This window comes from Leptothoe sp. ISB3NOV94-8A, from assembly GCF_043421595.1.
Classification (GTDB): domain Bacteria; phylum Cyanobacteriota; class Cyanobacteriia; order Phormidesmidales; family Phormidesmidaceae; genus Leptothoe; species Leptothoe turfae.
Genome location: NZ_JAXSQW010000004.1, coordinates 202,098 through 226,591, shown reverse-complemented (window position 1 = coordinate 226,591; position 24,494 = coordinate 202,098). Strand labels below are relative to the sequence as shown.

Annotated in this window: 13 protein-coding genes and 2 pseudogenes; 13 read left to right on the top strand and 2 right to left on the bottom strand. The window is 40.6% G+C overall.

The annotated features are described in order from the left end of the window. Positions 1-246 precede the first annotated feature (246 nt). Positions 247-3,201, bottom strand: a pseudogene (locus SPB21_RS34540) (non-ribosomal peptide synthetase); the annotation flags it as partial. A 1,663-nt stretch (positions 3,202-4,864) separates the two neighbouring features. On the opposite strand from SPB21_RS34540, the pseudogene SPB21_RS34535 reads away from it, so the two are divergent. Then, a pseudogene (locus SPB21_RS34535) lies at positions 4,865-5,002 on the top strand (ISAzo13-like element transposase-related protein); the annotation flags it as partial. Positions 5,003-5,546: 544 nt separating this feature from the next. On the opposite strand, the gene SPB21_RS34530 reads toward SPB21_RS34535, so the two are convergent. Continuing rightward, entirely contained in the window at positions 5,547-6,551 is a 1,005-nt protein-coding gene (locus SPB21_RS34530) for a helix-turn-helix transcriptional regulator (RefSeq protein WP_499869573.1), read from the bottom strand. Between the two features lie 2,124 nt (positions 6,552-8,675). Here SPB21_RS34530 and SPB21_RS34525 point away from each other — a divergent pair. The 12 genes from SPB21_RS34525 to SPB21_RS34470 all read left to right on the top strand — a co-directional run bounded on the left by SPB21_RS34525 (position 8,676) and on the right by SPB21_RS34470 (position 23,979). Then, entirely contained in the window at positions 8,676-8,933 is a 258-nt protein-coding gene (locus SPB21_RS34525) for an acyl carrier protein (RefSeq protein WP_163666334.1), read from the top strand. A gap of 618 nt (positions 8,934-9,551) precedes the next feature. Further along, positions 9,552-9,740, top strand: a complete 189-nt coding sequence (locus SPB21_RS34520; protein ID WP_163666336.1) for a hypothetical protein — start codon at positions 9,552-9,554, stop codon at positions 9,738-9,740. A gap of 491 nt (positions 9,741-10,231) precedes the next feature. Beyond that, on the top strand, positions 10,232-11,944 hold the full coding sequence (locus tag SPB21_RS34515) for an NAD(P)-binding domain-containing protein (RefSeq protein ID WP_163666338.1): 1,713 nt from the start codon (positions 10,232-10,234) through the stop codon (positions 11,942-11,944). Between the two features lie 86 nt (positions 11,945-12,030). Further along, positions 12,031-13,596, top strand: coding sequence for a benzoate-CoA ligase family protein (locus SPB21_RS34510; protein ID WP_163666340.1), 1,566 nt, complete (start codon positions 12,031-12,033; stop codon positions 13,594-13,596). Positions 13,597-13,658: 62 nt separating this feature from the next. After that, complete coding sequence (locus SPB21_RS34505; protein WP_163697761.1) at positions 13,659-14,981, top strand: salicylate synthase; 1,323 nt, start codon at positions 13,659-13,661, stop codon at positions 14,979-14,981. A gap of 622 nt (positions 14,982-15,603) precedes the next feature. Further along, positions 15,604-16,491: a 3-hydroxyacyl-CoA dehydrogenase family protein gene (locus tag SPB21_RS34500; RefSeq protein WP_163697758.1), complete on the top strand. Its 888-nt coding sequence runs from the start codon at positions 15,604-15,606 to the stop codon at positions 16,489-16,491. A gap of 62 nt (positions 16,492-16,553) precedes the next feature. Continuing rightward, positions 16,554-16,805, top strand: coding sequence for an acyl carrier protein (locus tag SPB21_RS34495; RefSeq protein WP_163666346.1), 252 nt, complete (start codon positions 16,554-16,556; stop codon positions 16,803-16,805). 107 nt (positions 16,806-16,912) lie between these two features. After that, on the top strand, positions 16,913-18,067 hold the full coding sequence (locus tag SPB21_RS34490) for an acyl-CoA dehydrogenase family protein (protein WP_499869571.1): 1,155 nt from the start codon (positions 16,913-16,915) through the stop codon (positions 18,065-18,067). Between the two features lie 195 nt (positions 18,068-18,262). Further along, a complete protein-coding gene (locus tag SPB21_RS34485) occupies positions 18,263-20,662 on the top strand; it encodes a non-ribosomal peptide synthetase (protein ID WP_499869569.1) in 2,400 nt (799 codons plus the stop codon). 39 nt (positions 20,663-20,701) lie between these two features. After that, complete coding sequence (locus SPB21_RS34480) at positions 20,702-21,469, top strand: alpha/beta fold hydrolase (RefSeq protein WP_163666350.1); 768 nt, start codon at positions 20,702-20,704, stop codon at positions 21,467-21,469. Between the two features lie 46 nt (positions 21,470-21,515). After that, the gene (locus SPB21_RS34475; protein WP_163666352.1) at positions 21,516-22,241 is read left to right on the top strand and encodes a 4'-phosphopantetheinyl transferase family protein; all 726 of its coding nucleotides are present in this window, start codon (positions 21,516-21,518) and stop codon (positions 22,239-22,241) included. Between the two features lie 325 nt (positions 22,242-22,566). Further along, on the top strand, positions 22,567-23,979 hold the full coding sequence (locus SPB21_RS34470) for an alpha/beta hydrolase family protein (protein WP_163666354.1): 1,413 nt from the start codon (positions 22,567-22,569) through the stop codon (positions 23,977-23,979). The last annotated feature ends 515 nt before the right edge of the window (positions 23,980-24,494 follow it).

Below are 24,494 nucleotides of genomic sequence, written 5' to 3'. Positions count from 1 at the left end.
ATCCAGTGTGTACGCGTCTCCTATCGATTGGTAAATACCTAGCTTCTTCAATGCCTTACAAACTGAAATCAGATGCAAATGATTTTGATAGTCCCAATAGGCTGAGAAAGTAGATCGATCAAGCGTCCAGAAGGTTTGTTCAGCCTGTTTATATCCTGCTCGGAGAAGATCTTGCCATTGTTGCTGATGCTTTGAAGAGTTTGCCCGCTCTATTTGCAATAAGCCAGATTCTTCGCCAGGTTGAAGCACAATATAAGCCACTAGAGCCTGGTTCTCATGAGTATTTTTTAATGTCGTAACAACGGCATTTTTGATGGATTGATGCTGCATTAAGGTAGCTTCAACTTCCCCAGGTTCAATCCGATATCCGCGTAATTTTATTTGAAAGTCGACTCGCCCTAAAAATTCAATATTTCCATCAGGTAAATAGCGCCCTAAATCACCTGTTTGATAAATTCGCTCACCTGTACGAGGGTGTTGGATAAAGTTAGCCTCTGTTTTTTCCTTATTTCGCCAATACCCTTGGGCTAACTGAACTCCAGCACAGTGCATCTGACCTGGAACCCATACGGGACAGTCTTCTAGTGCATCATTCAAAATGTAGTACTGCGAATTAGCCATTGGCTGACCATAGGGAATACTTTGCCAATTAGGATCAACCTCCTCAATTAAATAGCCAATGTTCCAAATCGTTGTTTCTGTTGGACCACCAATACTTAGTATTTGTATCTGTGGCACGAGAGCACGTACCTGATTGGGGAGCGAAACGGGTAGCCAGTCTCCCCCTAAGATTGCTAGCCGTAAACTGTCAGGTAGACTTCTAGAATGGCTATCTGCATAGCGAACTAGCATCTCCATCATGGCAGGAACTGAATTCCACAACGTCACCCGATGTTGCTGCAATAGGCTGGCCCAATGAGCCGGCTCTTTAACTAAGGCTGCATCAGGTAGAACAATTGCTCCCCCAGTACTCAAAAGTCCGAAGATGTCATAGACTGATAAGTCATGATTAAGTGCCGTAAGAGCTAGGATGCGATCGCAGGCATCAATGTTGAAGCGCTGGTTAGTATTAACAACCACATTGATAACGTTACGATGTGAAATCATCACACCTTTCGGATTGCCTGTAGAACCAGACGTGTAGATCACATAAGCTAAATCATCAGAACCTTGAACAAGTTCGAGATCCTCTGTAGATTCATCTGCCAAGGAAAACTGATCAATATCATCCACATCCAAGCAGTGAATTTCTGAAGGATATTGCAACTGTTTTAACCAAGATTGAGTGAGGACAATCCGCGCCTTACTATTCTCTAATAGGTAAGATAACCGCTCTTGAGGAAGCTCAGGACTAATCGGAACATAAGCTGCACCAGCCAACAAAGTCCCCATCACTGCAACAATTTGTTCCCACCCCTTTTCCATCACAATGGCTACTAGCTGGTTAGGGCGAACGCCTAAGGCACGTAATCGATGGCCAACTTGCTTTGATAATTCATACACCTCTTGATAAGTGAGGTTGCGGCGGGAAGAAATAACCGCAACCTCTTTGTCCCTTAGTTTTACTTGTTCTATAAATAGCTGATGCAGAGTGATTTCAGGAATGGGGATTAATTTAGCATTGGCCTTAGAGCGTTGGTTAAGTTGATTTGGTAAGGCAAATTGACGACTTGTCTCAGTCCAAGCTGACTCAGATGATGCCAACTTTTGCAGGAATCGACAATATGCTGAAAACATATCATCAACCAACCCTTGTGGAAATAGCTCTTCAACAACATCCCAGTTGAACGTTAGAGTATTATTCTCTTCCCAAACTTGAACATCTATCCAAGCTTGTGACGCTTGGCTGATGCCATACACTAACTTGCCGAAGTGACTAAACGTACGAGTGTCCTGTCCCAGTGAACTGAAACCTAACGTGCTTGTAAAGATAATCGGCATAGCACTGGGCGCAGTGCCTCGCTTGCGGGATAATTCTCGTACTACACGGACACCACTGAAATAGCGATGTTCCAAGTCTCTCCATAATTGCTGCTGAAGCTGCACTGCTTGGTCCGCAAAAGATTTGGGCACTGAGTGATCGGCTTCTAACAAGGTAACAGACGTAAAATCCCCCAAAATATGGCTAACTTGGGGGTGCATCGGCAAACGGTTGAAAAGGGCAAGATTTATAGTGAACCGAGGAATTTTACTCCAAACTGCCAAGATTTCAGAAAAGGCTGATAACAATAATCCAGAGGGTGTTAAACCAGCTTGAGCTGCTTTCTGCTTCAATGCTTGCCAAACAGACTGTTCTAACCCACCTTCGTATCGTCTACATCGATGATGCTGAAGATCGCTAGGACGTTTTGCTAAAGGTAAATCTGGCGCTGGCGGTAGGGTATCCAAGCGATTCAACCAATAGTCTTGTGATTGTCGATACTGTTGCGTCTCCTGTAAAGATTGCTCAGCTAAGACATAGTCCCGAAATGAAATTTCAAGGGGGACTAATTCAGCGTTAGATGCTTGATAAAGCTGAAACCATTCATCAAACAGTCGAAATAGGCTCCAAGCATCAAATATTTGCAAATCATAACTAATATGCAGCCGAATTTTGCCTTTGTCTAAGCGCGTCGCCCGAAACTCAAACAGCGGATATTGGTCAGCAGGTAATACTTGATGAGACATTCGATGACGAATGTCGTTGATTCTAGCCTTTACTACAGGATCTGGCTGCGATCGTAAGTCTAATATTTCAATTTGATAAGGAGGAACTTTTTTCAGAACTTGCTGTTGCCCATCGGGCAAAACAATTGCCCGTAACATATCATGGCGATCAATTAACTGTTGCAATGCCAAATTCAATTTTTCTAAATCTAAATCATATGACTCAATCTCGTAATAGCCATGATTGGCAACCTCACCCAGTTCCAACGCACCACTGCGCCCTACCCAAAAGGCGTGCTGCATATCTGTCAAAGGAAAAGGCTTATAGCGATCTTCTGGCCGAGGTGCTACGTTAGGTAGCTGATTGATGTTAACATTCAAAACCTCACTATATTGATGTAATAGCGAAAGTAACTCTGCTTTATGCTGCGTAATAGAACAACTTATATCTGGAGTAATAGCTCCCTTAGGTGCGTCAACTTCTAACGCATCGCCGTAAAGAGATAATTTTACTCCATGACTGGAAAAATAATTTAACAACGAATACAGATCCATAATTACACCAAAGTAAATTGATGATCTACTTATCTCATTGCGAGCCAAACAGATTACAACTCTTGTTCCTGCAAGCTTTAAAAAGGAATACTTAATGTGTTTATTTTACTAGGCTATTTCGTTTCGAACATCAGAAAACTAGAACTAATCTTTCGAGGCCTGTTCCAACGATTCTAATCTACCTCGAACAATATCAATTTTTCCGATGCTACCTGGTCATAGCAAGAAGATAAATCCGAGCCTAGCTCTATAACTAAAGCATCAGGATGGGTCGTAATATGGTTCACTACAACATCATCAATCAGCTTTGTTCCAATAGCAATTCCCGCTTGATAACTCCAACTATACCAATCCTCCGAGTCAGCAGCCCAATTTAATTTCTGCCTCCATTCCATAGCTCTAGGATTACAAAACAGCCTATTCTCTCGCTGATGTTCATCAGCTCCTCCCCTAAACGTAAAAATTGTGGGGTGCGAGGAGCCCCGGTTAGTTGTGTCATCAGCATAGGAAGGATGTCTCCGTACCCTTAACCTATCGTTTGCAATGGTATTAGGATTAAGTAATACAGAGCCCTAAATATTTCTGACGTTCTACACAGTCAATAGAAGAATGGAGTTCTAATTTCTGGATTTACCTATCCTTGTATTCAATAGAAGACATGCCTACATCAATATAAAGTTCTCAATTGCATAGAGCTACCTCAATGACAGCTCAAAAATTGCTACCACAGAGATTAGGACGTTGCTTGCAACAACAGATGGAACGTTAGGTTGTGGAAGGCCATCCGCCTAAATTTTATAATTCTCACTTGTTTCCTAACATCCATACAATACTTTTCTGAAGGCAATGGATAGATATTCCATACCTTCGCTCCCGTAAAAATTACATGGAGAAACCCAGACAGTTGATTCACCTATTGAGTAGGCTCAATTTCTTTACTCTAGCCGTATACTCCACAGCTAGCAAAGTCATTCTAACTATTAGAAGACTATCTTTCGTCTGAGTCTTTCTTCTCAAGATACCTCCCTTTTCCAACAGGATTATCTACAGAGTGCAATAGTAACGATTCTCAGATGGTATTCATCTATGTATAAGCAGTCAAGAATTTAAATTGTGAGCCATGCATCTTGCTATCAGGTTAATCTAAAAATTCGCTAAGCCTAGGGTTTGAAAAAGCATTTATGCTTCAAAACCCAGCTACTTAGGCCGCAAATGTTTGTTCATTAACTAACCTTATCCTCTCTTATCTGACCCAAGTTAATACTACAGGACTAAAGCAGTAATCAGTTCATCACAATAAATATTTCCATATTTCCTATCCCAAACGGATCATCATCTATCCTCAGTAGAGCATAAATGAACACTGTTATGGTTCAGTAGATAAGAAAACAGCCTGGATGAGGGGACAGTATCGTTTAACGGCATGGGCTATAAACTCCAGCAGGGTCGCGAGCGGAAACATTCGCCTGTTATAGGTGCAAATCACGCGTATCTCACAAGGGACGGTCCCGTACCGAGAGCCGGTCAAGAGATACTCAGTGAAATAGCTACACCGCTCTTTGAGCAGTTGCCTGGTCCCCCTGCTTACCGCGTACAATGACCGGCATCAGAAAAGGGGTATCGATAGCAATGACATGTTTGTGTTTCTTGAGTCGTCCTTGGGACCAGTCGAGACACCTTGGAATTTGCCTGTGACTCCATCTATCATTGGTGGACTCAGCATGGCATCAACGACTATCCCACGGCTACCTCAATTAGCCCCTTGTGTGATGCAGGCGATAGCAATAGTGCTAGCCACTAGATCTTCCAAGAAGATTTACAGCTGTTGGCCCATGACTTGGGCCTCGAGATTCGGATTGCTCATTGGAACTATGTTGCCCAAGCACAACAGGTCTAAAATTGGAGTTTATCAAATCCTTTTTCTTGAGCGGTTACTATACCGTTCAAGAACAGTTAGTGTGGACCCTTAGGTGTTCCAGGTTACTAAGACGTTAGCACAATGATCCTTTCTGAACCGCCCCAAGGCTTTCTCGATAAAACAACAACCTTGTTCCGTTCTCAACGCTTAATAGATAGACTTGGCCTGCGTCCACTATTTGGCTCAAGAGAGCTATCTTCAATTCATTTCAGATGTGCATTAGAGTATACACAATACCTATAGGAGGGTATATTGAATTACGACATTACATCGTTCAACCTCATTACAACCCCCTTTACTAGTTAAAGTTGCTGGATATATTGAAACATTCCCACTGGTCGCTGACTCACTACCTGGAGTTTGGCGGTGTTACCGATGCCCGTTAGATTCACCCCTTAATTCAGCAACACCTCTTTTCTCAGGCTCCCTAAAAGATCGATGCTCTATAAACAGTCGGGGGCACACCAAATTTCTCTTTAAATGCAGCACTAAAAGACGTTTCACTAGCATAGCCGACAGCTCGTGCAATTTCAACAATACTGAGCGCCCTGGTGGCAAGTAAGTCTTTAGCATGATGCATTCTATGCTCTCTAAGATAGCCAAAAGCAGTTTTACCTAAAACTTGACGAAAACCAATCTTGAGCTTGTAATCATTTAGACCAACTAGTTTAGCTAAGCTTGCTAATGAAGGTGGATGAGCTAAATCATTTAACAGAATCTCTTTGGCCCAATGAATTCGATCGATATCAGTAGGTTTGAGGGCAGGAGTTCGAGATTTTGTCTTTGCACTAGATGAAAGATGCTCTAGAAAGCAGGCGAATACTTCAAGTGCTTTGCTTTCTAGATAAAGACGTTTTGTGAGGCCATGGTATGGGCACTTTAAGACTTGCTGCATGGCCATTTTCATTGTGTGCGTCATCCAATCAGTTTGTAAATAAGGGGACCTATCTTTCCCTTTCATAAGCCGCTGAAATTGGGTAGGGAGCGACTCAGCACGGCCATTCAATAAAGTATCGAGCACTTCAGTATCCATGGAGATATTGATAAATGAAAATGGTTTTCCAGCACAATACTCAATTGTCCCAAGTGTATCGGATGTAACACCCCAGCCAATTTGCCCTGATTTGAAGCTCAATTCCTCTTTGACCCCTTTGATCGTTCCCCTGGAACTGCCTGAAACGCAGAAGCCGAGAGTCAAAGATGCCGGGTGGCTAAATTCAGTCTCTAAGATAAGACGCTTTGGAAATAAAGTATTTTGTACCGATAGCTCAAATCCTGGACGTAACTTATAACTCTTTACCAAACCATTGCAAATACGCGACGGAAATATCAACGTATGCTCATATTCTTCTGAACTGATCGCTAAATCTTCTTGATGACTCAATTCGGCAAATAGTTCGTCTATATTTCGAACAGAGAAATTTACTTTCATGACGTCTGTGTGCAAAGTTTGATGTTGTCAATGAGTAAGTTCAATAAGAGATTTCAGTCTAAGGTCATACTTATTGATATGTTCCTAACATATGTATGAACTTACTCTCTTTTACACTTACTTATTCGGAGGAAGCCTGAAGAATGCTGAGCATTTCTCTAAAATCACTTTGTTAGCCAGCAAGATTAGCGTAAGAAACTATTTTAACGAGCAGAGAGGGAAGCTATGAAATTATGCCCGTTTCCGAAGAATCAATTGAGTCATTAAAATGTGAACCATCACTTTTGTGAACCATCACTTTTGTGAACCATCACTTTGGATGACTCGGTTAAATTCTTATACTCAGCTCTTGCACGTATGTTGGTGATGAGGCAATAACCCACGTCGGGTTCAAAATCCAACGCTAATTAAGGGCTGTCTGCTAAGGTGAAAACTTGGCCGTAGGGCTCTGGATATAGAGCTTTTACCGATCTCTCAACCCCTTTAGTGGGTTTTGATTCGATTAGCCGTGCAACTTTGAGTCCATGGTGAGCTAACGCCGCCTCGCCAGTTGCAAGATCTGAGCCTTTTACGAATAGCAGGGCTGTTCGCTCAACCGGCAAGAAACACAATTGTCGTGATTCTGTCGACAATCAGTCTATTTTAGGGTTGATTAGTTTGTGTTTCTTAGGAGTTATAGCTTCTAATCAATGGTCGGTAACATTTCCATCCTCAAAGGCCCGTTCGATGACCCAGCATCCTTTGGCAGAATGGGACTTTTGATTCCTTATGGCATAAAGCGACCTGAACAATCCATCAAATAAATTCATAGCTCATTGGATAAAGTTTACCCCTCCGATGAACTCCATTGCCCCAAAAGAGATACTCACTTGCAGTGACTTTACTTGTGTAAGAGACTTTTTCAAGAACCTACTGTCTCAAACATATTCAGGAACGTTGGTAGTCGTAATTGCAGCACAAAACGTTAAACCGAACGTATCAATTGTGGTACACGTCTTCAACCTTCTGTTGTATCGCTAAAATCATCATCCAAAAGCCATGAATCGTTGTGTTAGGACAACACCCCGACTGTAGCCTTTCAGGTTGACTTAGCTTTCTATGTTTATCCTAGATTCTATCTCCATACTTTCTTTGCTTGCCAATAGTAATAAAGCATTATTGAGAATTTATGTCAATAGATGCCATACCCCCTTTATATTACATATCGCTTGAGATAGCTTTCAATTGCTAAATCGGCACTGTAATGCGGCGGAATCATATATAACCGATGCGCTGTCAAATGGCGATAGGATTGATAACTTGCTAAATCTAAGCTCATTGCCAGAATTATTTGGAGTCTGATAACGCTAATCAAATAGCAAAGGAATGTAAAGCAATGAGATTTACGTCATAAAGTATGATATAGAGTATATTATTAAGTAGATCCACTGAAAGGTTCTTTAGCTACTGGTAATCTTTCTTGATTGGTCTATCTGAAAAAAGTCACTCATTCATCTGTCATAAGTAGTCTAGGTAACCTTTAAAGAGTCAATTCTGAAGGTTAAGTGATTTGAAAAAGCTTTTGCAACACTTATGTTGTTTAGAGGAATGAAATACTTTAAAATTCAGGCTACATGGAAATGGACCGTTACTTAACTTTTCCTGGTCGGCTTGAATATTTCATCTGTTTTCTAGGTTTATCTAAACTAGCTGTTCGTTTTTCAATCTCTCTGAATTGTATGTTTGAAGTTTAGAGTTGATCGTTGAATGGGGAAAGTTGTTTATTTTAGCATCCCTGTCGATTGAAGCAGTAGATGTTCAATCTATAATGTTACGTTTGCGATATTATCGTTTTTCCTGCTGATGAGACGCCTTGGTTTCCTGGTTAAGGTTTTTTGGGTCAAGCTTTTCCTTATTTGACTTGAGAATCTGGAGGGCTCCTTGTTGTCATGGGTAGAAGTGACAATAACGAAAGCTGGATAACATATATCTAGAAGATACGTACTGGAGTTTAACCCTCCTAAAGCACTAGATTGAGAGAACCATACTCCACTTTTTTCAGAATTGAGATGGAAGCATCAAACAGTTAAACAACTTGTTCACCTCTTAGAAAAGATTTAATTGACTTATCGAAGTATTTAATTTATGAATGCATTACAACCAATGAATGTGCTCATGGATATTTTATATGAGCTAGGTATTCCAACAGATGAGCTTAATCCAGATTCTTTCCTTTATAAGGATTTACAGTTGGATTCGACAGAAATAGTCGAAGTCGCTGTTGTACTGAAGCAGAAATTTGGTGTCAGGATTAAGCTAGAAGGCCGTCGAGATAAGACTTTAAGTGAGGTTTGCGATTTAATCAATTCATCCATATCTAAAGATTCTGAAAATGCTAGTTAAGCAGACTCATCTTGTTTTTGGAGAGATTGTGAATCATGTGGATGGGATTAGCTTGTTGAGGATTGTTTACATGGAAAATTAGTTTTCAAGCCTAGATTTTGACAGACGGGTACAGAGTGATTCTAGATTAGTGATAGCTAAGATTGATTGTCTTAGTTCATATCCATCGTCATTTAAAAAGTTCTCAATCCATGAGTAAAGGCTATTATGGTCAGTATTGATGAAGAGTTGTTTGATGTTTCCAGGCTTTCTGCATATTTAAATAGTTGACTTGCTCTGTAGAGTCAACTACCATTCTGTTATGAGAGAATCTTTTCTTATAATAGAATATAGAGGAACGCACTTTGTTACAGTCAATGGCTTAGTTTAGGTTATTGTGTTGTTAAGTGATATAGCTGCTGAATGTTTTTTGAAAAAGATTAGCTTTCAATTATTTTTGGACGATTCTCAAGATTTTTGGAGAGTACATAATTCTTGTAGTAAGTTTTTGTAGTAGATCAAGATTTGAGATTAGGAGGTGCTATCATCGCTTACTTTCTTCACTGCCTGCTAGATCAAGATAGGCAAGAGCTAATGAGTTCGTTGCGACCTCAACATCGTGTTTACATGAGAAATCACTTGGAGCAGATTGCTTTTGGTGGACTTGCTTATGATGAAGACTCTGATACCACTGTGATCTGTATTTGCTTAAACGTCGAGTCAGACTCTGAAGCAAGCGACTTTGTTAAAGATGATCCGTATTGGGAGGTTTACAAGCAGGTTAAGATTGAGAAGTTCAAGCAAATGATCCCAGGAGTGATTACTTAAAGACGATCATACGGTGTAAAGTCGGTCTTCAAAGCACTTCTTTTCGGTGTTGCTGTTTTTGGTAAGTCTTTAAAATATGAGTTGCTGTTTGTGCTTTGATAATTTGTTTTCGCTTAAGGAATTTCAACTAAGCGTAAGACATTTTTTTCTTCTAGAGATTCTGCCTAAGATTTTATTAGGATAAATCTTAGGCAATTGGATATGTAATCTGTTTTGAAAAGCCATCTGACTTAGGATTCTATAAAGCTATCGCTTTATTTGGATTGGTTCGGGATTTTAGAGGCTTTAAGGCAGTTTTGATTTAATCTAAGATAGCGTGTGACAAGTTCTTGGCGTAACTAGATTAATTCCCTAATCAATGAAAATCGCAAAACAGATCTACTGTACCAAAAGATATGTGAAGTTTCAGTAAATCTGTTTTGTGATTAATTCTGTAGATCTGCTCAGTTCGAGTTGAAAGAATTTCCAAGAAGCAAGGAGCCGAGATAGTTATGGATGTTAGACGTCATAAATACATTATTGTAGGTGCCGGTCCGAGTGGCTTGCAGCTTGGCTATTTTATGGAAAAAAATCAGAAAGATTATGTCATTTTAGAGCGTAATCAAACTGCAGGGTCCTTTTTTTCTAAATATCCGCTACATCGCAAGCTTATCTCCATCAATAAGAAGAATAATTATTTCCCTGAGGATGATTTTAATTTGCGTCACGATTGGAATTCATTATTGTCTGATGATCCAGAGATGCGCTTTACTGAGTACTCAGATGATTTATTCCCAAGTGCTGATCGACTTTACGAGTATCTTCAGGATTTTGCTAAACACTTTGATTTAAATATTACTTACGGCACTACGGTTTCTAAAATCAAGCGCTATGACAATGGGCACTTTCATCTCGCAACAGAGGATGGGGTCCATTATGAGTGTGAAGCTCTTTTTCTTGGATTAGGCCCAGTGAAAGCGCTGTTGCCAGATGATATTGAAGGCATTGAGCTGGCTACAGTTTATGATGATCAGATCCTCGATCCAGAAACTTATCGGAACAAGAGAGTCTGTATTATTGGACAAGGTAATTCAGCGTTTGAAACAGCGGAGTTTTTATCAGGGATTGCTAGCTTCGTTCACGTCTTTGCTAAAGAACCTATCAAGTTCGCATGGAATACTCATTTTGTCGGAGATGTGAGGGCTGTTAACAATAACATCTTTGATATGTATCAGTTAAAGTCGCTACATGCTGTACTAAATCCTCGATTAAAGCGAATTACTCGTCTGGAAAATGGTTGTTTGCAAACTAATCATAGCTATGATTATCCAAATTCAGATATTCCTGGCTCTCTTGAGTTGACTCGTGAGTATGACCACATAATCTGTTGTTCTGGTTGGCGCTGGTTTGATGAAGAACTCTTTGATGAATCGGCCATGCCATTATCTTGGAAACGAGGTAAGTTTCCAAAGATGACTCCCATCTGGGAATCGGAAAATGTTCCTAACATGTTCTTTATCGGTGCGGCCATGCAGAGCATTGATAGAAAAGCTTCATCTGCTTTCATACATGGCTTCCGGTATGCTATACGAACACTGTTCAAGCTTATAGAGGAGCGCTATGAAAATATTCCTCTGCCCAGCAAGACGATAAAACCATTAGATTGGGATAAACTTTTGGACTGGATGTACGAACGATTTAGCATCGCGTCTGCTATCTTTCAGCTTTTTGGTGTTCTTTCGGATGTTGTTGTCCTAGCCGATGATATGACGGAAGCGACGATTTTTGAGGAACTTCCCTTCAATCATGTAAGAGAACGCCATTTTGACGGAAAACATGTCCTGGTTTTTACGCTTGAGTTTGGTTTCGATAACTTTAAAGACCCAGCTATTACCTTTATGGGCCCCTCTGATCCGGTAGACACTTCCTGTGCGGCATTTTTGCATCCCGTCATTCGACACATTTACAACGGAGAGGAAACCGAGTTTCATTTTGGCGATTCATTGCTGGCCCGGTGGGATCGTCCCCATGGTGACGGAGGTGCCGTTATGTCGTATCACTACTTGTTCCAAAAATGGCTCGAAAATCAGTTAGGAATTGACCTTAACCTGCCAGAGCCTGTAGAAGGAGGCCCTTATCGTAGATGGTCTCAAGAAGAGATTGAAAACTGGAAGTTAAACAATCCACCGACTGATTCTATTGCAAAGTGTGTTCGCCCTGTGTAACGACAAAACCTTTGTGTTGGTGAGCCTAAAGTTGACTTCAGCTTAATCAGCTAGCTAATGATTGCAGGAACCATAGGACAATTGCCATGAAAAGCGTCAACGAAGAGTTACCTGATGTTTTTAATCTTGCTGCATACCTCATTGAGGGTAATCTAAACATAGAGTATAGTGATAGGATCGCTTTTTATACTCGACTTGGAACGTATACTTATACCCAAGTAAATAGTTTGGTCAAGCGTAGTGCTCAATTACTTTCTGATCTAGGTGTAGAGCAGGAAAATCGAGTGAGTATTCTCCTTGAAAATGAACCTGAGTGGATATTTTTCTTTTTAGGTGCAATTTGGTTGGGCGCTGTGCCTGTCCCTATTAACCCCACCTGTTCCGTAGAAGATATTGGTTATATCCTTCAGGATTCTCGGAGTAAGGTTTTGCTAACAGCTCAGGTATGGCAAGAAGAAATAGTATCTCTCCCATTAGACTATTTGTGTCATACCCTGCTTGTGGATGGTGAAAATCCCTTCTTGTCATCGCTTGAACATAGAAGTGAATTGATGACTCATGCTCAAACATCTCCCAATGAGCCTGCTTTTTGGCTGTACACATCGGGTAGTACAGGGCGGCCTAAAGGCGTCATTCATGCACATCAAAGCTTTCTTTTCTGTGCCCAAAATTATGGTCAAAGTACTATTGGTTTAAGTCAGGATGATATTACCTATTCGGTTGCCAGTATGGCATTTGCCTATGGGCTAGGCAATAGCCTATACCTACCCATGACGATGGGGGCTGCTTCAGTACTTTCTGCTACTAAAAGTGCTTTTGATATAGTTGATGATGTTAAACGCTATCGACCTACAGTTTTCTTTGGAATACCCAGTGTATATGCCGATCTTTTAGAGGTGGAGGACATTTCTAATTTTGATTCTTCATGTCTACGTTTGTGTGTATCGGCTGCTGAAAAACTCCCTAACAGTATTTGGCAGAAGTGGTTTGATACTCATCATCTAGAAATTTGTGAGGGAATTGGCACAACTGAATTTCTTTATATATTTCTCTCTAATCAATTAGGAAAGTCAAGACTAGGTAGCTCTGGATACCCTGTGGCTGGTTACGAAGTTCAAGTTGTCGATGAAAAAGGGCTTCCTTGCTCTATTGGTGAGATTGGTGAGCTGCAAGTTAGCGGTCCTAGCCTGATGTTAGGTTACTGGAATCGCCTGAAGGAGACTCGTAAGGCAATTCATGGTTCTACGATGAAAACTGGAGATAGGTATAGACGAGATCGTGATGGTTTCTTTTGGTTCGTAGGACGGAAGGATGAACTGTTTAAAGTTAAAGGGCAGTGGATTTCACCTTTGGAGATAGAAGAGGTCTTGCATCAGCACCCACACATCCATGAAGTTGCCGTGGTGTCCTCCTCTACCCATGGTGAGCAGTTAACTGAAATTGTCGCCTATATTAGTCTCAAGCCAGAGCAAATCTCTTCCCCAAAATTAGAAAGAATGATTTATCAGTTCGCCAAGCAGCGACTACCCCATTTTAAGACACCTAAACGTATGTTCTTTTTGGATAGCCTACCTCGCACATCCACAGGAAAAATTCATCGACAGATGTTGAAAAATATGCTTTCTGAACCTCCATTAGCTATTGCCAATTAAGCAATACCAGGAATTCTAATTTAGTCTGTTGAAAAGTATGTAACCCCAAAAGGAGAAAATGAATGGTACTGGATTTTAAACCTTCGACCAAGTACTATGAAACATTTATTCCTGGCAAAAGAGAACCCGTGATTATTTTGCATAATCTTCTCCAAACCGGAATATTTTCTAAGTATATGATGTACGAGTCAAAGGACGAGACTTGTATAGCTGGGGGTGAGTTAGCAAAAGTTTTAGTCACTCAGGAACAGATTTCTTTAGAGGGATTAGGTGCATCTAAATCTGAACCTGTTAGTGATCCCCTTAAACAAGTCGAGAATCTTTTGAATTCCTTACGCTTTGAAGATTGGACAGCTTATGGCTATGTTGCCTTTGATATAGCCCGATTTTATTCTTCTTATTCTAAGGCAATTGACCAACCGCTTTGCCATTTTTTTATTCCTGAAACTGAGTTACGCTTTACCAAAGAGGGGGTCAGGATTAAAACAACTAAACCTCTAGAAACAATTAGAGACCAACTCTTTTTTGATGGTCAGATGCCCAGCTTTGAATCAGCATCTTTGATATGTGATGATAGCGATCAAGAGGCCTATCAAAGCTCTGTCAATCAAATGGTTAATGTTATTAAAGAAGGACACTTGCATAAAGCTATTATTGCTCGATCACGTGAGATTTCTGGTACCTTAGATGTCTTAGGAACCTACGAGGTTGGCTCAAAAGTAAATAATGCAGCTCGTTCCTATTGTTTGGATTTTAAGGACATAAAAGCTGTTGGTTTTAGCCCTGAAACCCTTGTAGAGGTGAGTCAAGATGGGTTTGTAACGACTAATCCTTTAGCAGGGACTCGACCTCGTAGCAGTACTTTAGAGGAAGATATCAAGCTGAGCAAGGAACTTTTTACAGATGCCAAAGAGGTTAAAGAGCATGCCTTATCTGTGTGGCTAGCACAGGATGAAATTACATCCGTTTGTTTGCCAGGTACAGTGCAGGTGTTCAACTTTATGGAGGTTAAAAGGTACCGATGTGTACAACATTTGTCATCAAAAGTTGGTGGCCAGCTGCAGCCTGATAAAACCTTTTGGGATGCCTTAAAAGTGTTATTTCCAGGAATTACAGTTTCCGGTATCAACAAAGATAAAGCTCTGGAATGGATAAATCATTTGGAATCCGAGCCCAGAGGTCTTTATGCTGGAGGTATTGGGTGGTTTGATAGTCGTGGCAAAGCAGATCTAGCGATCGCAATTCGTTCAGCCTATCAATATGGTGAACGTACTTATCTGAATGCGGGAGCAGGAATTGTAGCTGAATCAATTCCTCAAAATGAGTACACTGAGTCTGTTAATAAGATGAATACAATGTTAACCAATTTAGTTTTGAAATCTTGAGAAGAAGCTTGAGTGACTGCTCTAATCGTTCAAGCTCAAGCCTATCTGATATTCATACGACTCTATCTCTCATGCCTTGAGATATTAAACGCCAACTATCTTAAAGCTAGTCTGGTCATGACGTTAACTATCCTGATGTAGTTGGTCACGGAATTTATTTGGTAGAAATCAGCCGCTTTCAACAACTAAGAAATGAGCTGAGAGAATCTTTAGATCATCATTGTTTCACGCACAGAGCGCACTGCAACTCATTCTCTGGAGAACGCCACCTTCACTTTTTGGTAGACTGTTTAGCTGGAAAATTGTTGTTGTAAAAGTACTTGGTCAAGACAATGTTCCTGAAAATCCTTAGCAGAGCATGGATATTCAAAAGCGGCCTAACGATCAGCTATTAGTAGTCCTTAACGGAGAGATGTAAAATGTTGCTGATCGGCGAAGAATTAGAGCATAGAGTCACACGCCATCCTATGCGTTAACTAATGCGATTGTCCTTGGCTCAAACCAAGGGGTTAGGGTAAAAAACATTATTCCAATCCACTTTGGGGAAATGTTGGACGATGAGTGATTAGTGATGGCGAGTCTACATTACCTCATATACTCACTGAGTTCTGAAATAGCAGTTATGAAGATTCAATCAGTTGGTGTTATTGGTGCTGGCACAATGGGCATTGGTCTTGCCCAAAATTTAGCCCAGACAGGTCATCAGGTTACGTTGTTAGATGTTGCTGATCGGATTTTGGAAAGAGCTGAAGCCGAAATACGAAAAAATCTACGCATGCAAAATTTTTTCTCAGCCTCTAAATCTAACATTTCTCTTGAGCTGAGTACTATAGAAATTCTTGATAAAATTATTTTTTCCACAGATTATCAACAACTTAAAGATGTTGAATTTATCGTTGAAAATGCCACAGAAAAATGGAATTTAAAGCAAACTATTTATGAAAAAATAGATGAAGTTTGTCCTGCTGAGACTATCTTTGCAGCTAATACATCAGCCATTTCCATTACACGATTCGGTTCAGTAACTCAGCGGCCAGATCGAGTAATTGGTATGCATTTTATGAATCCTGTTCCAATTAAACCCATGGTGGAAGTGATTCGCGGTTACCATACCGCTGACGCGACGATTCAAAGTGCTCAAACATTGTTAAGACAAATGGGTAAGGACTCGATTGTTGTCAATGATTCCCCAGGGTTTGTAACTAATCGAGTCATGATGTTGACCATCAATGAGGCAATTTTTATCCTACAAGATCAGGTTGCTACTGTTGCAGAAATCGATCGGTTATTTAAAGGATGCTTTGGCCATAAAATGGGGCCTTTAGAGACGGCAGATCTCATTGGTTTGGATACTATTCTTTATTCGATTGAGGTTTTGTATGAAAGTTTTAATGACGACAAGTATCGCCCTTGTCCCCTACTCAAGAAGATGGTAGATGCGGGGCTATATGGCTGTAAGAATGGTAAAGGTTTTTACACCTACATTCAAGGGCAAAAGGTATCTGATTAAGCTTTTATCCTTGAATATTCACGAAGTTTTGAGGTCATTTTTACTGAATAAGGTTAACAAAAATGAAAGAAATAAAAGAAAAAATCTACTCGTTTCTATCAGGTCACTTTAGCGATTATCAATTGAAAGAAGATGAAGATATTTTCGCAACCGGTTTTATTAATTCTATGTTTGCCATGCAGCTGGTTCTCTTCATTGAGAAAGAATTTCAGTTGACTATCAGGGATGAGGAACTTGATTTTGAAAATTTTAGGACGGTTAATGCGATGACTCGATTGATCGAGAACAAAGTCTCTGTCACCACTAGTCACTAATGTTTTGATGTATTCTCTGCCCCTTTGGTATCAGCGACAGTGTATTAACTTGTGCTGTCGAGTACTACAAAGTTTATGCATATCATAATTGCCAGTTATTTCTCATAATGAGTATAAGTTTTGCTTGGGATTCAGATCAACTTGACTTCCGTAAGTCAGTCATTAGCTTTGCTCAAACGGAATTAAATCAAAGGTTAATTGAGAGAGATCGGAATAGTGAATTTAATCAAGAAGGTTGGATAAAATGTGCCGACTTTGGCATCTTAGGTTGGCCAATTGCTAAGGAGTATGACGGACAGGATCTAGATTTTTTGACGATTATATTGGGCTTAGAAGGGTTAGGTTATGGTTGCAAAGATAATGGCTTAGTATTTGCCATCAACAATCATCTTTGGAGTTGTGCCGTCTCAATCGCCAATTTTGGCACTGAGGTTCAAAAGCAACAGTATCTACCATCTCTTTGTCGAGGAAAATCTCTTGGAGGACATGCTTTAACAGAGTTAACGTCCGGTTCAGCAGCCTTTGAGATGAAAACTGAAGCTATCCGTCATGGAGATTACTACATCTTAAACGGCACCAAAACGTTTATTAGCAATGCTCCTATTGCTGATGTCTATGTTACATTTGTTCGTACTGACTCAGAGGTAGATATTCAGAAAGGAATTTCTGCTTTTATCATCCACAAAGATTTACCTGGTTTGACGATCGAGAAAGAGTGGGAAAAGTCAGGGCTTCGTACGGCACCGATGGGTGAATTAGTTTTTCAAGATTGTAAGGTACCGGTTGACCATCGCTTAGGTCAGGAGGGGCAAGGCTATAATATTTTCCAGTCAACAATTATTTGGGAACGAGGATTTTTATTTGCTAGCCAGGTGGGCGTGATGGAAAGAATCTTGGAACAATGTGTCAACTATGCTAGAAAACGGCATCAGTTTGGCCAGTCCATTGGTTCTTTTCAAGGAATTTCCCACAAAATTGCTGATATGAAGATGAGATTAGAGCTAGCAAAGCTAATGCTATATAAAATAGGATGGCTGAAGAAAGAAGGTAAACGAGCTTTCTTGGAAGCTTCGATTTCTAAAGTTTTTATCAGTGAAAGTTTGCTTCAAATTTGTCAGGATGCCATCCAAATTCATGGTGCTAGAGGGTATATGACTGACTATGAATTAGAGAGGGAACTCCGAGATTCTATTGCTGGTACTATTTATGCTGGTACGTCTGAAATCCATCGCAATATGATCGCTACACTCATAGGTATTTAATCTTTTATGAGTATCAATTCAAGGTGGGGAGTAATTCTGGGAAAAGGAGATAGTATATAGAATGCAGCAGGGCTAATACTTCTAGCTCTTGCATTCTATATTTCCACCTACCAAAATTTCCCAGATTAAATTGATCTCCACCTTTTATTTAATCAAGATTTTCTATCATTTAGGCTTAAGGAAAGAAGTATGAGTATGAACAGTCCATCTGTTTTGGTCTCACTTTATCAAGAAAATGATTATCAGGGTCTTAAGTCTGATAATCAATGGCTGGATTTATGGCAACATCGTATTGAAGCTTTACCGTTAGCGCCAGAACTACCTTTATCACGAAACCTCGATAAGCTTAATCCCAAGCTGATCCAGTATAGTCACCAAGTTGATTCTGCAACCTGGCTTCGGCTGCGAGAACAGACTGTGCAGTCTGGGTTAATGCCTAGTGAGATTGTGTTAGCAAGCTACGTTGAAGTTCTAACAGCCTGGAGTAAAAACTCTCACTTCACCATTAATGTGGTTGAACAGTTAGCTCCAGATATCGGTGCAAAAGCCGAATTCGGGTTAGCAGCTAATCAATTCAAGCCAGGTAATAATTCATTCACCTTACTAGAGATCAATCACTCTGCTTCTGACTCTTTTGGGAATAAAGCTAGGCATATCGCAACACGCTTGAGAGATAATCCAAAACATCGATCAGAAGTTCAGTTTCAACAACTAACCTCATTGTCTGAAAACTCCTTAGAAAAGCTAAAGTCTATATTGGCTACATCCTTTTTTATTGAGCCTACAGAAATTAAAAAAGATGTGGCCACAAAGAATGATATAGCCGTCCCAGCTGTGACAGTTCCTGCTCATTTAGAATGTCGATATCGGGAAGAAAACAACACGCTAACTATTAGTTTAAATGTTGATGAAGGTCTCTTTCCACCTGGCATGGCTAAAGATATGCTAGTGTCTCTCTGCCATTTATTACAACGCCTGGCTTATGAGGAAGACATTTGGCATGCAAATACATTGCAGATGATTCCTTGCACTCAACTTGAGCAGAGGGATACAGTTAATGAGACATCCACCTCGTTATCTGAGGAGACACTTTATAGCTTATTTGTTACACGGGTTCAGCAGCAGGGCGAATCAATTGCCATTGTTACCCCAAAACAATCATTCACTTATGAAATTTTATATCAACGCATTAGCCAATTAGGTCATTATTTAAGACAGTTAGATGTCCGACCTAATCATCTAATAGCAATTGTTATGGAGAAAGGATGGGAACAGATTGTTGCGGTGCTTGGTATCTTAGCTGCTGGCGCTGCCTATGTTCCAGTTGATCCTGAGTTACCGCCAGAAAGATTCCAATATCTTTTAGAGAATAGCGGTGTAGACATTGCTATAACTCAGTCATGGCTAGACGAGAAGCTATCCTGGCCATCGTCGATCCGTCGATTAGCCCTTGATCAAGAACATTTTCACCAGGGTAATTATTCTCAATTATCGCTAATCCAAAGTCCTGATGATCTGGCTTATGTCATTTATACATCTGGATCCACAGGTTTACCTAAGGGGGTAATGGTTACCCATCGTAATGTGGTCAATGTGGTTATCCATACTAATCAGCTTTTTCAGGTGAATTCCAGAGATCGGGTTTTAGCACTCACTGCCCTCAACCATGATCTATCTGTTTATGATATCTTTGGTCCTTTAGTAGCTGGAGGAACCATTGTGATGCCAGATGCTGCTGCTGTTAAATTTTCTCGTCACTGGCTTGATTTGTTGATCAAAGAGCGGGTAACTCTATGGAATTCAGTGCCTGCCATGATGGAAATGCTAGTCAATTATCTTGATATTACGTCTGAAAAGCTACCGCGGAGCTTACGTTTAGCAATTTTGGGCGGCGATTGGCTACCAGTTTCCCTAGTGAATCGCCTAAAAGCACTCTCACCTGATTTAAGTATTCTAAGTATTGGTGGACCCACTGAAACTACAATCTGGAATATTGGTTATCTAATTCGCTCAGTCAATCCTGATTGGAAGAGTATTCCTTATGGGAAGCCTATGGCTAATTCGAAGTACTATATTTTAAATGATAATCTTGAAGACTGTCCGGTGTGGGTTCCAGGAGAAATGTATTGTGCCGGTGTGCAGTTAGCTAGAGGCTACTGGCGCAACTATGAAAAAACAGCTGCTAACTTTATTAATCATCCTCGAACTGGTGAGCGGATATACCGGACTGGAGATCTAGGTTGTTATTTACCAGATGGTAATATCGAATTTTTAGGTAGAGTTGACTTTCAAATTAAATTGCGGGGCTACCGCATCGAAGCCGGAGAAATTGAAGCCGTACTTACAGAGTACCCTTCCATACAAAATGCCGTAGTTACGGTTGCAGAAACACAACAGCATCAAAAATATTTAACAGCTTATATAATTCTTCACCGAGGACACGTTCTTAACATTGAAGAAGTTCGCAGTTTTCTCGAAAAAAAATTGCCGTCATACATGGTTCCATCAGACTTTCAGGTCTTGGATGTTTTTCCGTTGACAGCAAATGGTAAGGTTGATCGTCTCATGTTGTCACAAGGGAAAATTACTCGATAAAAACCATGCATATAGGGCATATTTTTGTTACTTGAGCTTATGAGAGAGACATTTTTGATGAATAAATGGATGGTTTGTTTCCATCCAAGATCTCATCCTAAGCTGAGATTGCTATGTTTTCCACATGCAGGTGGTTCGGCCAGAGTATTTTATAAATGGTCTGAACTATTACCGTCGACAGTTGAGGTATGTGCACTTGAGTTGCCTGGACGAGGTAAGCGTCTATTGGAAACTCCATTTACTAACATTGATTTATTGCTGTCAGCCTTAGGCCCTGAATTATTACCTTTTTTAGATGTTCCCTTTGCGTGTTTTGGCCATAGTCTAGGAGCACGGATTGCTTTTGAGTTTTGTCGATGGCTACAAGAGACAGTTCAGCTTACTCCTCAACATCTTTGGGCAGCAGCAGCCCGCGCCCCTCATCTACCACCGGATACTAAACCAATACATGGTTTGCCTGATCCTGACTTCATTGTTGAATTAAGACGATATAGTGGCACGTCTGAAGAGGTTTTGAATAATCCTGAGCTCATGGGCTTAATGCTCCCTGCTCTGAAGGCAGATTTTTCATTACTGGAAACATATCAATATCGCCCTAGTGCTCCGCTAGATTGTCCAATTACTTGCTTTTGGGGACAATGGGATGACATTGCGATTCAGGCAGATGTGGCAGCCTGGCAGCAGCATACGAATACATTTAGCCTAGAACCCGTTCCAGGTAATCATTTCTTTCCCCATGATCCCCTGTTTCCCAAAAGATTATTATCTAAACTGATGAAATTTAACTGCGTTGAGTCTCCTAGTTGAAAAACTCAATAACAAGACAGATGACTCCATCAGTCCATCATCTCCAATGAATCTGACGTTACCGGTTTGCTCGCATATTCACGTTTGGCAGCTACACATACCTTGTTTTCGCTTTGAACTTGATCGCTGGTTTAAGTGGCTATCTAATGATGAATGTGAGCGTGCCCAGAGATTTTTCAGATGCCAAGATCGAGAACGCTTTATTCTAAGCCGAGGCGGATTACGCTATCTCTTAGCCTGCTATCTTGACTGTGCACCCAAATCGCTGGTTTTTGCCTACAATTCTTACGGAAAACCTCGTTTGGCAATTCCCGATGGGTCTTTACAATTTAATTTATCTCACAGCGGTGAATGGGTCGTGTATGCGATCGGATTCAAAGTACTACTGGGCGTAGATATTGAACAGATCTCCTCGCGAACTCGCTTGGATAAATTCCGAACTCGCTTGGAGGGGTTAATCGAGTACTGCCTCACATCAAATGAACAAATTACTTTACCAACATCCCATGTCGAAAGATTGGAAGGCTTCTTTAAATACTGGACCTTGAAAGAGTCTCACCTCAAGGCTATTGGGTTGGGCTTGAGCTATCCCATGACAGATATAGAGATTGCATGGCTTCCCGAACCCAAATTAGTGATTCCGGCCAAGATTGACCAAGCCCCTGTAGGTTGGACAGTCAAGCTTTGGTATCCTGCTGATGGCGCGATCTCAGCTATGTGTGTGGGTCAATCAAAGATTCAGGTAGTGATTCGGTCTTTTCCTGGGCATTAGTGCCCTAGGGATGGCGAGTACTGTTATTAAGGGTGCTACAACTTACAAATTTTTTCCTTAACTTATTTATTAGGTTTTCTGGGCAGTATGGGTAATACTGGTAATGTAGTAGAGACATCTTTTTCCATGAAAGGTTCTGGAGGATGCTAGAAACAAGTTCTTTGGATATACTGCTACGCTCTTTTACTACCTTTAAAACCTGATGCATTGGTGTGTTGTCATTCCTTGGTGTTAAGCCAATATTCGAGCCTAAATAAAGTTATCAGCAGGCTTATCGGCAACAAACTTATCCAGTCGTTCTGAATATTGATTCTAGAAGCGCAATATGGCAATAATAACACAGTTCTCTGATTATGAAGTTGATAGTTACACTACGATGATCGCGGCAGAGGATCCCGTAGATATTTATTTTCCCGTTTTACCTGATCCCGTTGAAGATAGTCTTGAATTTCCTATCGCTTTAATGCTTCAGGGGGCTTTTCTGGATAAGGCAGAATACTCAAATTACGCTTCTACAGTAGCGAGTTATGGATTTGTTGTCGTAGTTCCTAATAACGAACGAACAATAGTTGCTCCGACTGGGGACTCGTTATCTGGCTTGCTTGCCGAGCAGCAGCAAGTGAATGAGACTTTAACACAAATGCTATTAGAGGATACAGACAGTTCGTCTCCAGTTTTTGAGATTATTGATACAGATAAGATGGGACTGCTAGGGCACTCCTTTGGTGGCGCAGCTGGATTAAGTGCTATTCAAGAAGACATTTGCCTACTCGAATTTTGTTCTGAAGACGAAGACTATGTTCGACCGCCAGAATTAATGGCAGGCATCTTTTATGCGGCAAGCTTTAGAGACACTTTCACGGAAGAGGCTCTGCCAGTTAATAACGACGATATACCGACTGGCTTGATAGTCGGTGAGTTGGATGGTGTAGTTCCATCTATTCTTAGTGAAGAAACCTACGACCTGATTCTTAATCCACCGAAAGCCTTAATCACTGTTGAGGGCGCTAACCATTACAGCATCACAAATGAGGATAATCCTTTACGTGAGCCAAGCCGCTCCACGTTAGATCAAGCCATTGCAACAGAGACAATTGCTCGTTGGAGTGCCTTATTTTTACGAGCACATTTATTTGAAGATGAGGCTGCATTTGAATATGTCTATGGCACAGGTGATTCTCTTGATCAAAACGTTACCGTTATTAGTCAGTTACCAGATGTGAATCCTGGTTCTATCAGTGTCATCGATTTTGAGATGGCTGATGACCTCGTATTAACGGCTGGCACTATTATCACTGATCAATTTGAGGGGCTAGAGGTTTCAACACCGGATAATCCCTATGGAGCAATGATCTTCGACAGTGCTGAGCCCACAGGCGGCGATAACGACCTACTGGCACCCGAGTTGGGGAACGTGCTAATTATTTCCGAAGATGGGGATAGTAATGACCCCGATGACAATGCCAGAGGTGGCACTCTACGTTTTGAGTGGGATGAGCTAGTCAATGTTGCCAGTGTTGGCTTCCTAGATATAGAAGAGTCAGGCAGTTCTATTCAGTTATTTGACGAAAATAATCACTTAATTGAAGCTGTAGATATTCCAAGTTTAGCTGATAATAGTATACAAGAGATTATCTTGGGAGTGTCTGAGATTGCGCGGATGGACGTCACATTTGTTGGCAGTGGTGCGCTAACAGATATAGCATTGACAACAGATGTCGTCGTAAGTACGGTGTAAGAGTTATTTATGTTGGTCAAGACCTCTTAACCAGCGTAAATAATCGTAATTTTCAAGAAATTGCCAAGGGTCTGTATTCTGTCCAAACAGATACAGACCTTTTTTTATAGATTTACCGACAATATTATTATTTTGTCTGGAAATGTTAACTCTGATGGTGAATAGGGTTAGAAAATTCTGATGCATTAAGAAGTTTGCTCGTCATATTGGCTTTGTAGCTGAATGCCCTCGTGGGAGATGAACTGCCTTAACCAATATGACCAAGGCTATAAATCTATATCTAGAAGGACCATAGGATAATTTGTTAGATGCGAGATGATTTTAATATTTTTCAACCTAGCTCGATTAATTTGAGCTTTTAGAAAGATAAAGTATTGCAATCAGTCATTTTCTCTGTTAATAATGAGAGTATTATCAACACTGATATATTCGCCTCTGAAGAGCGATAAAAATATTCACCAAATACTGGAGAAGTCAAAGGGTACGCTGTTTCAATTTGGTTGATACAAAGCGAG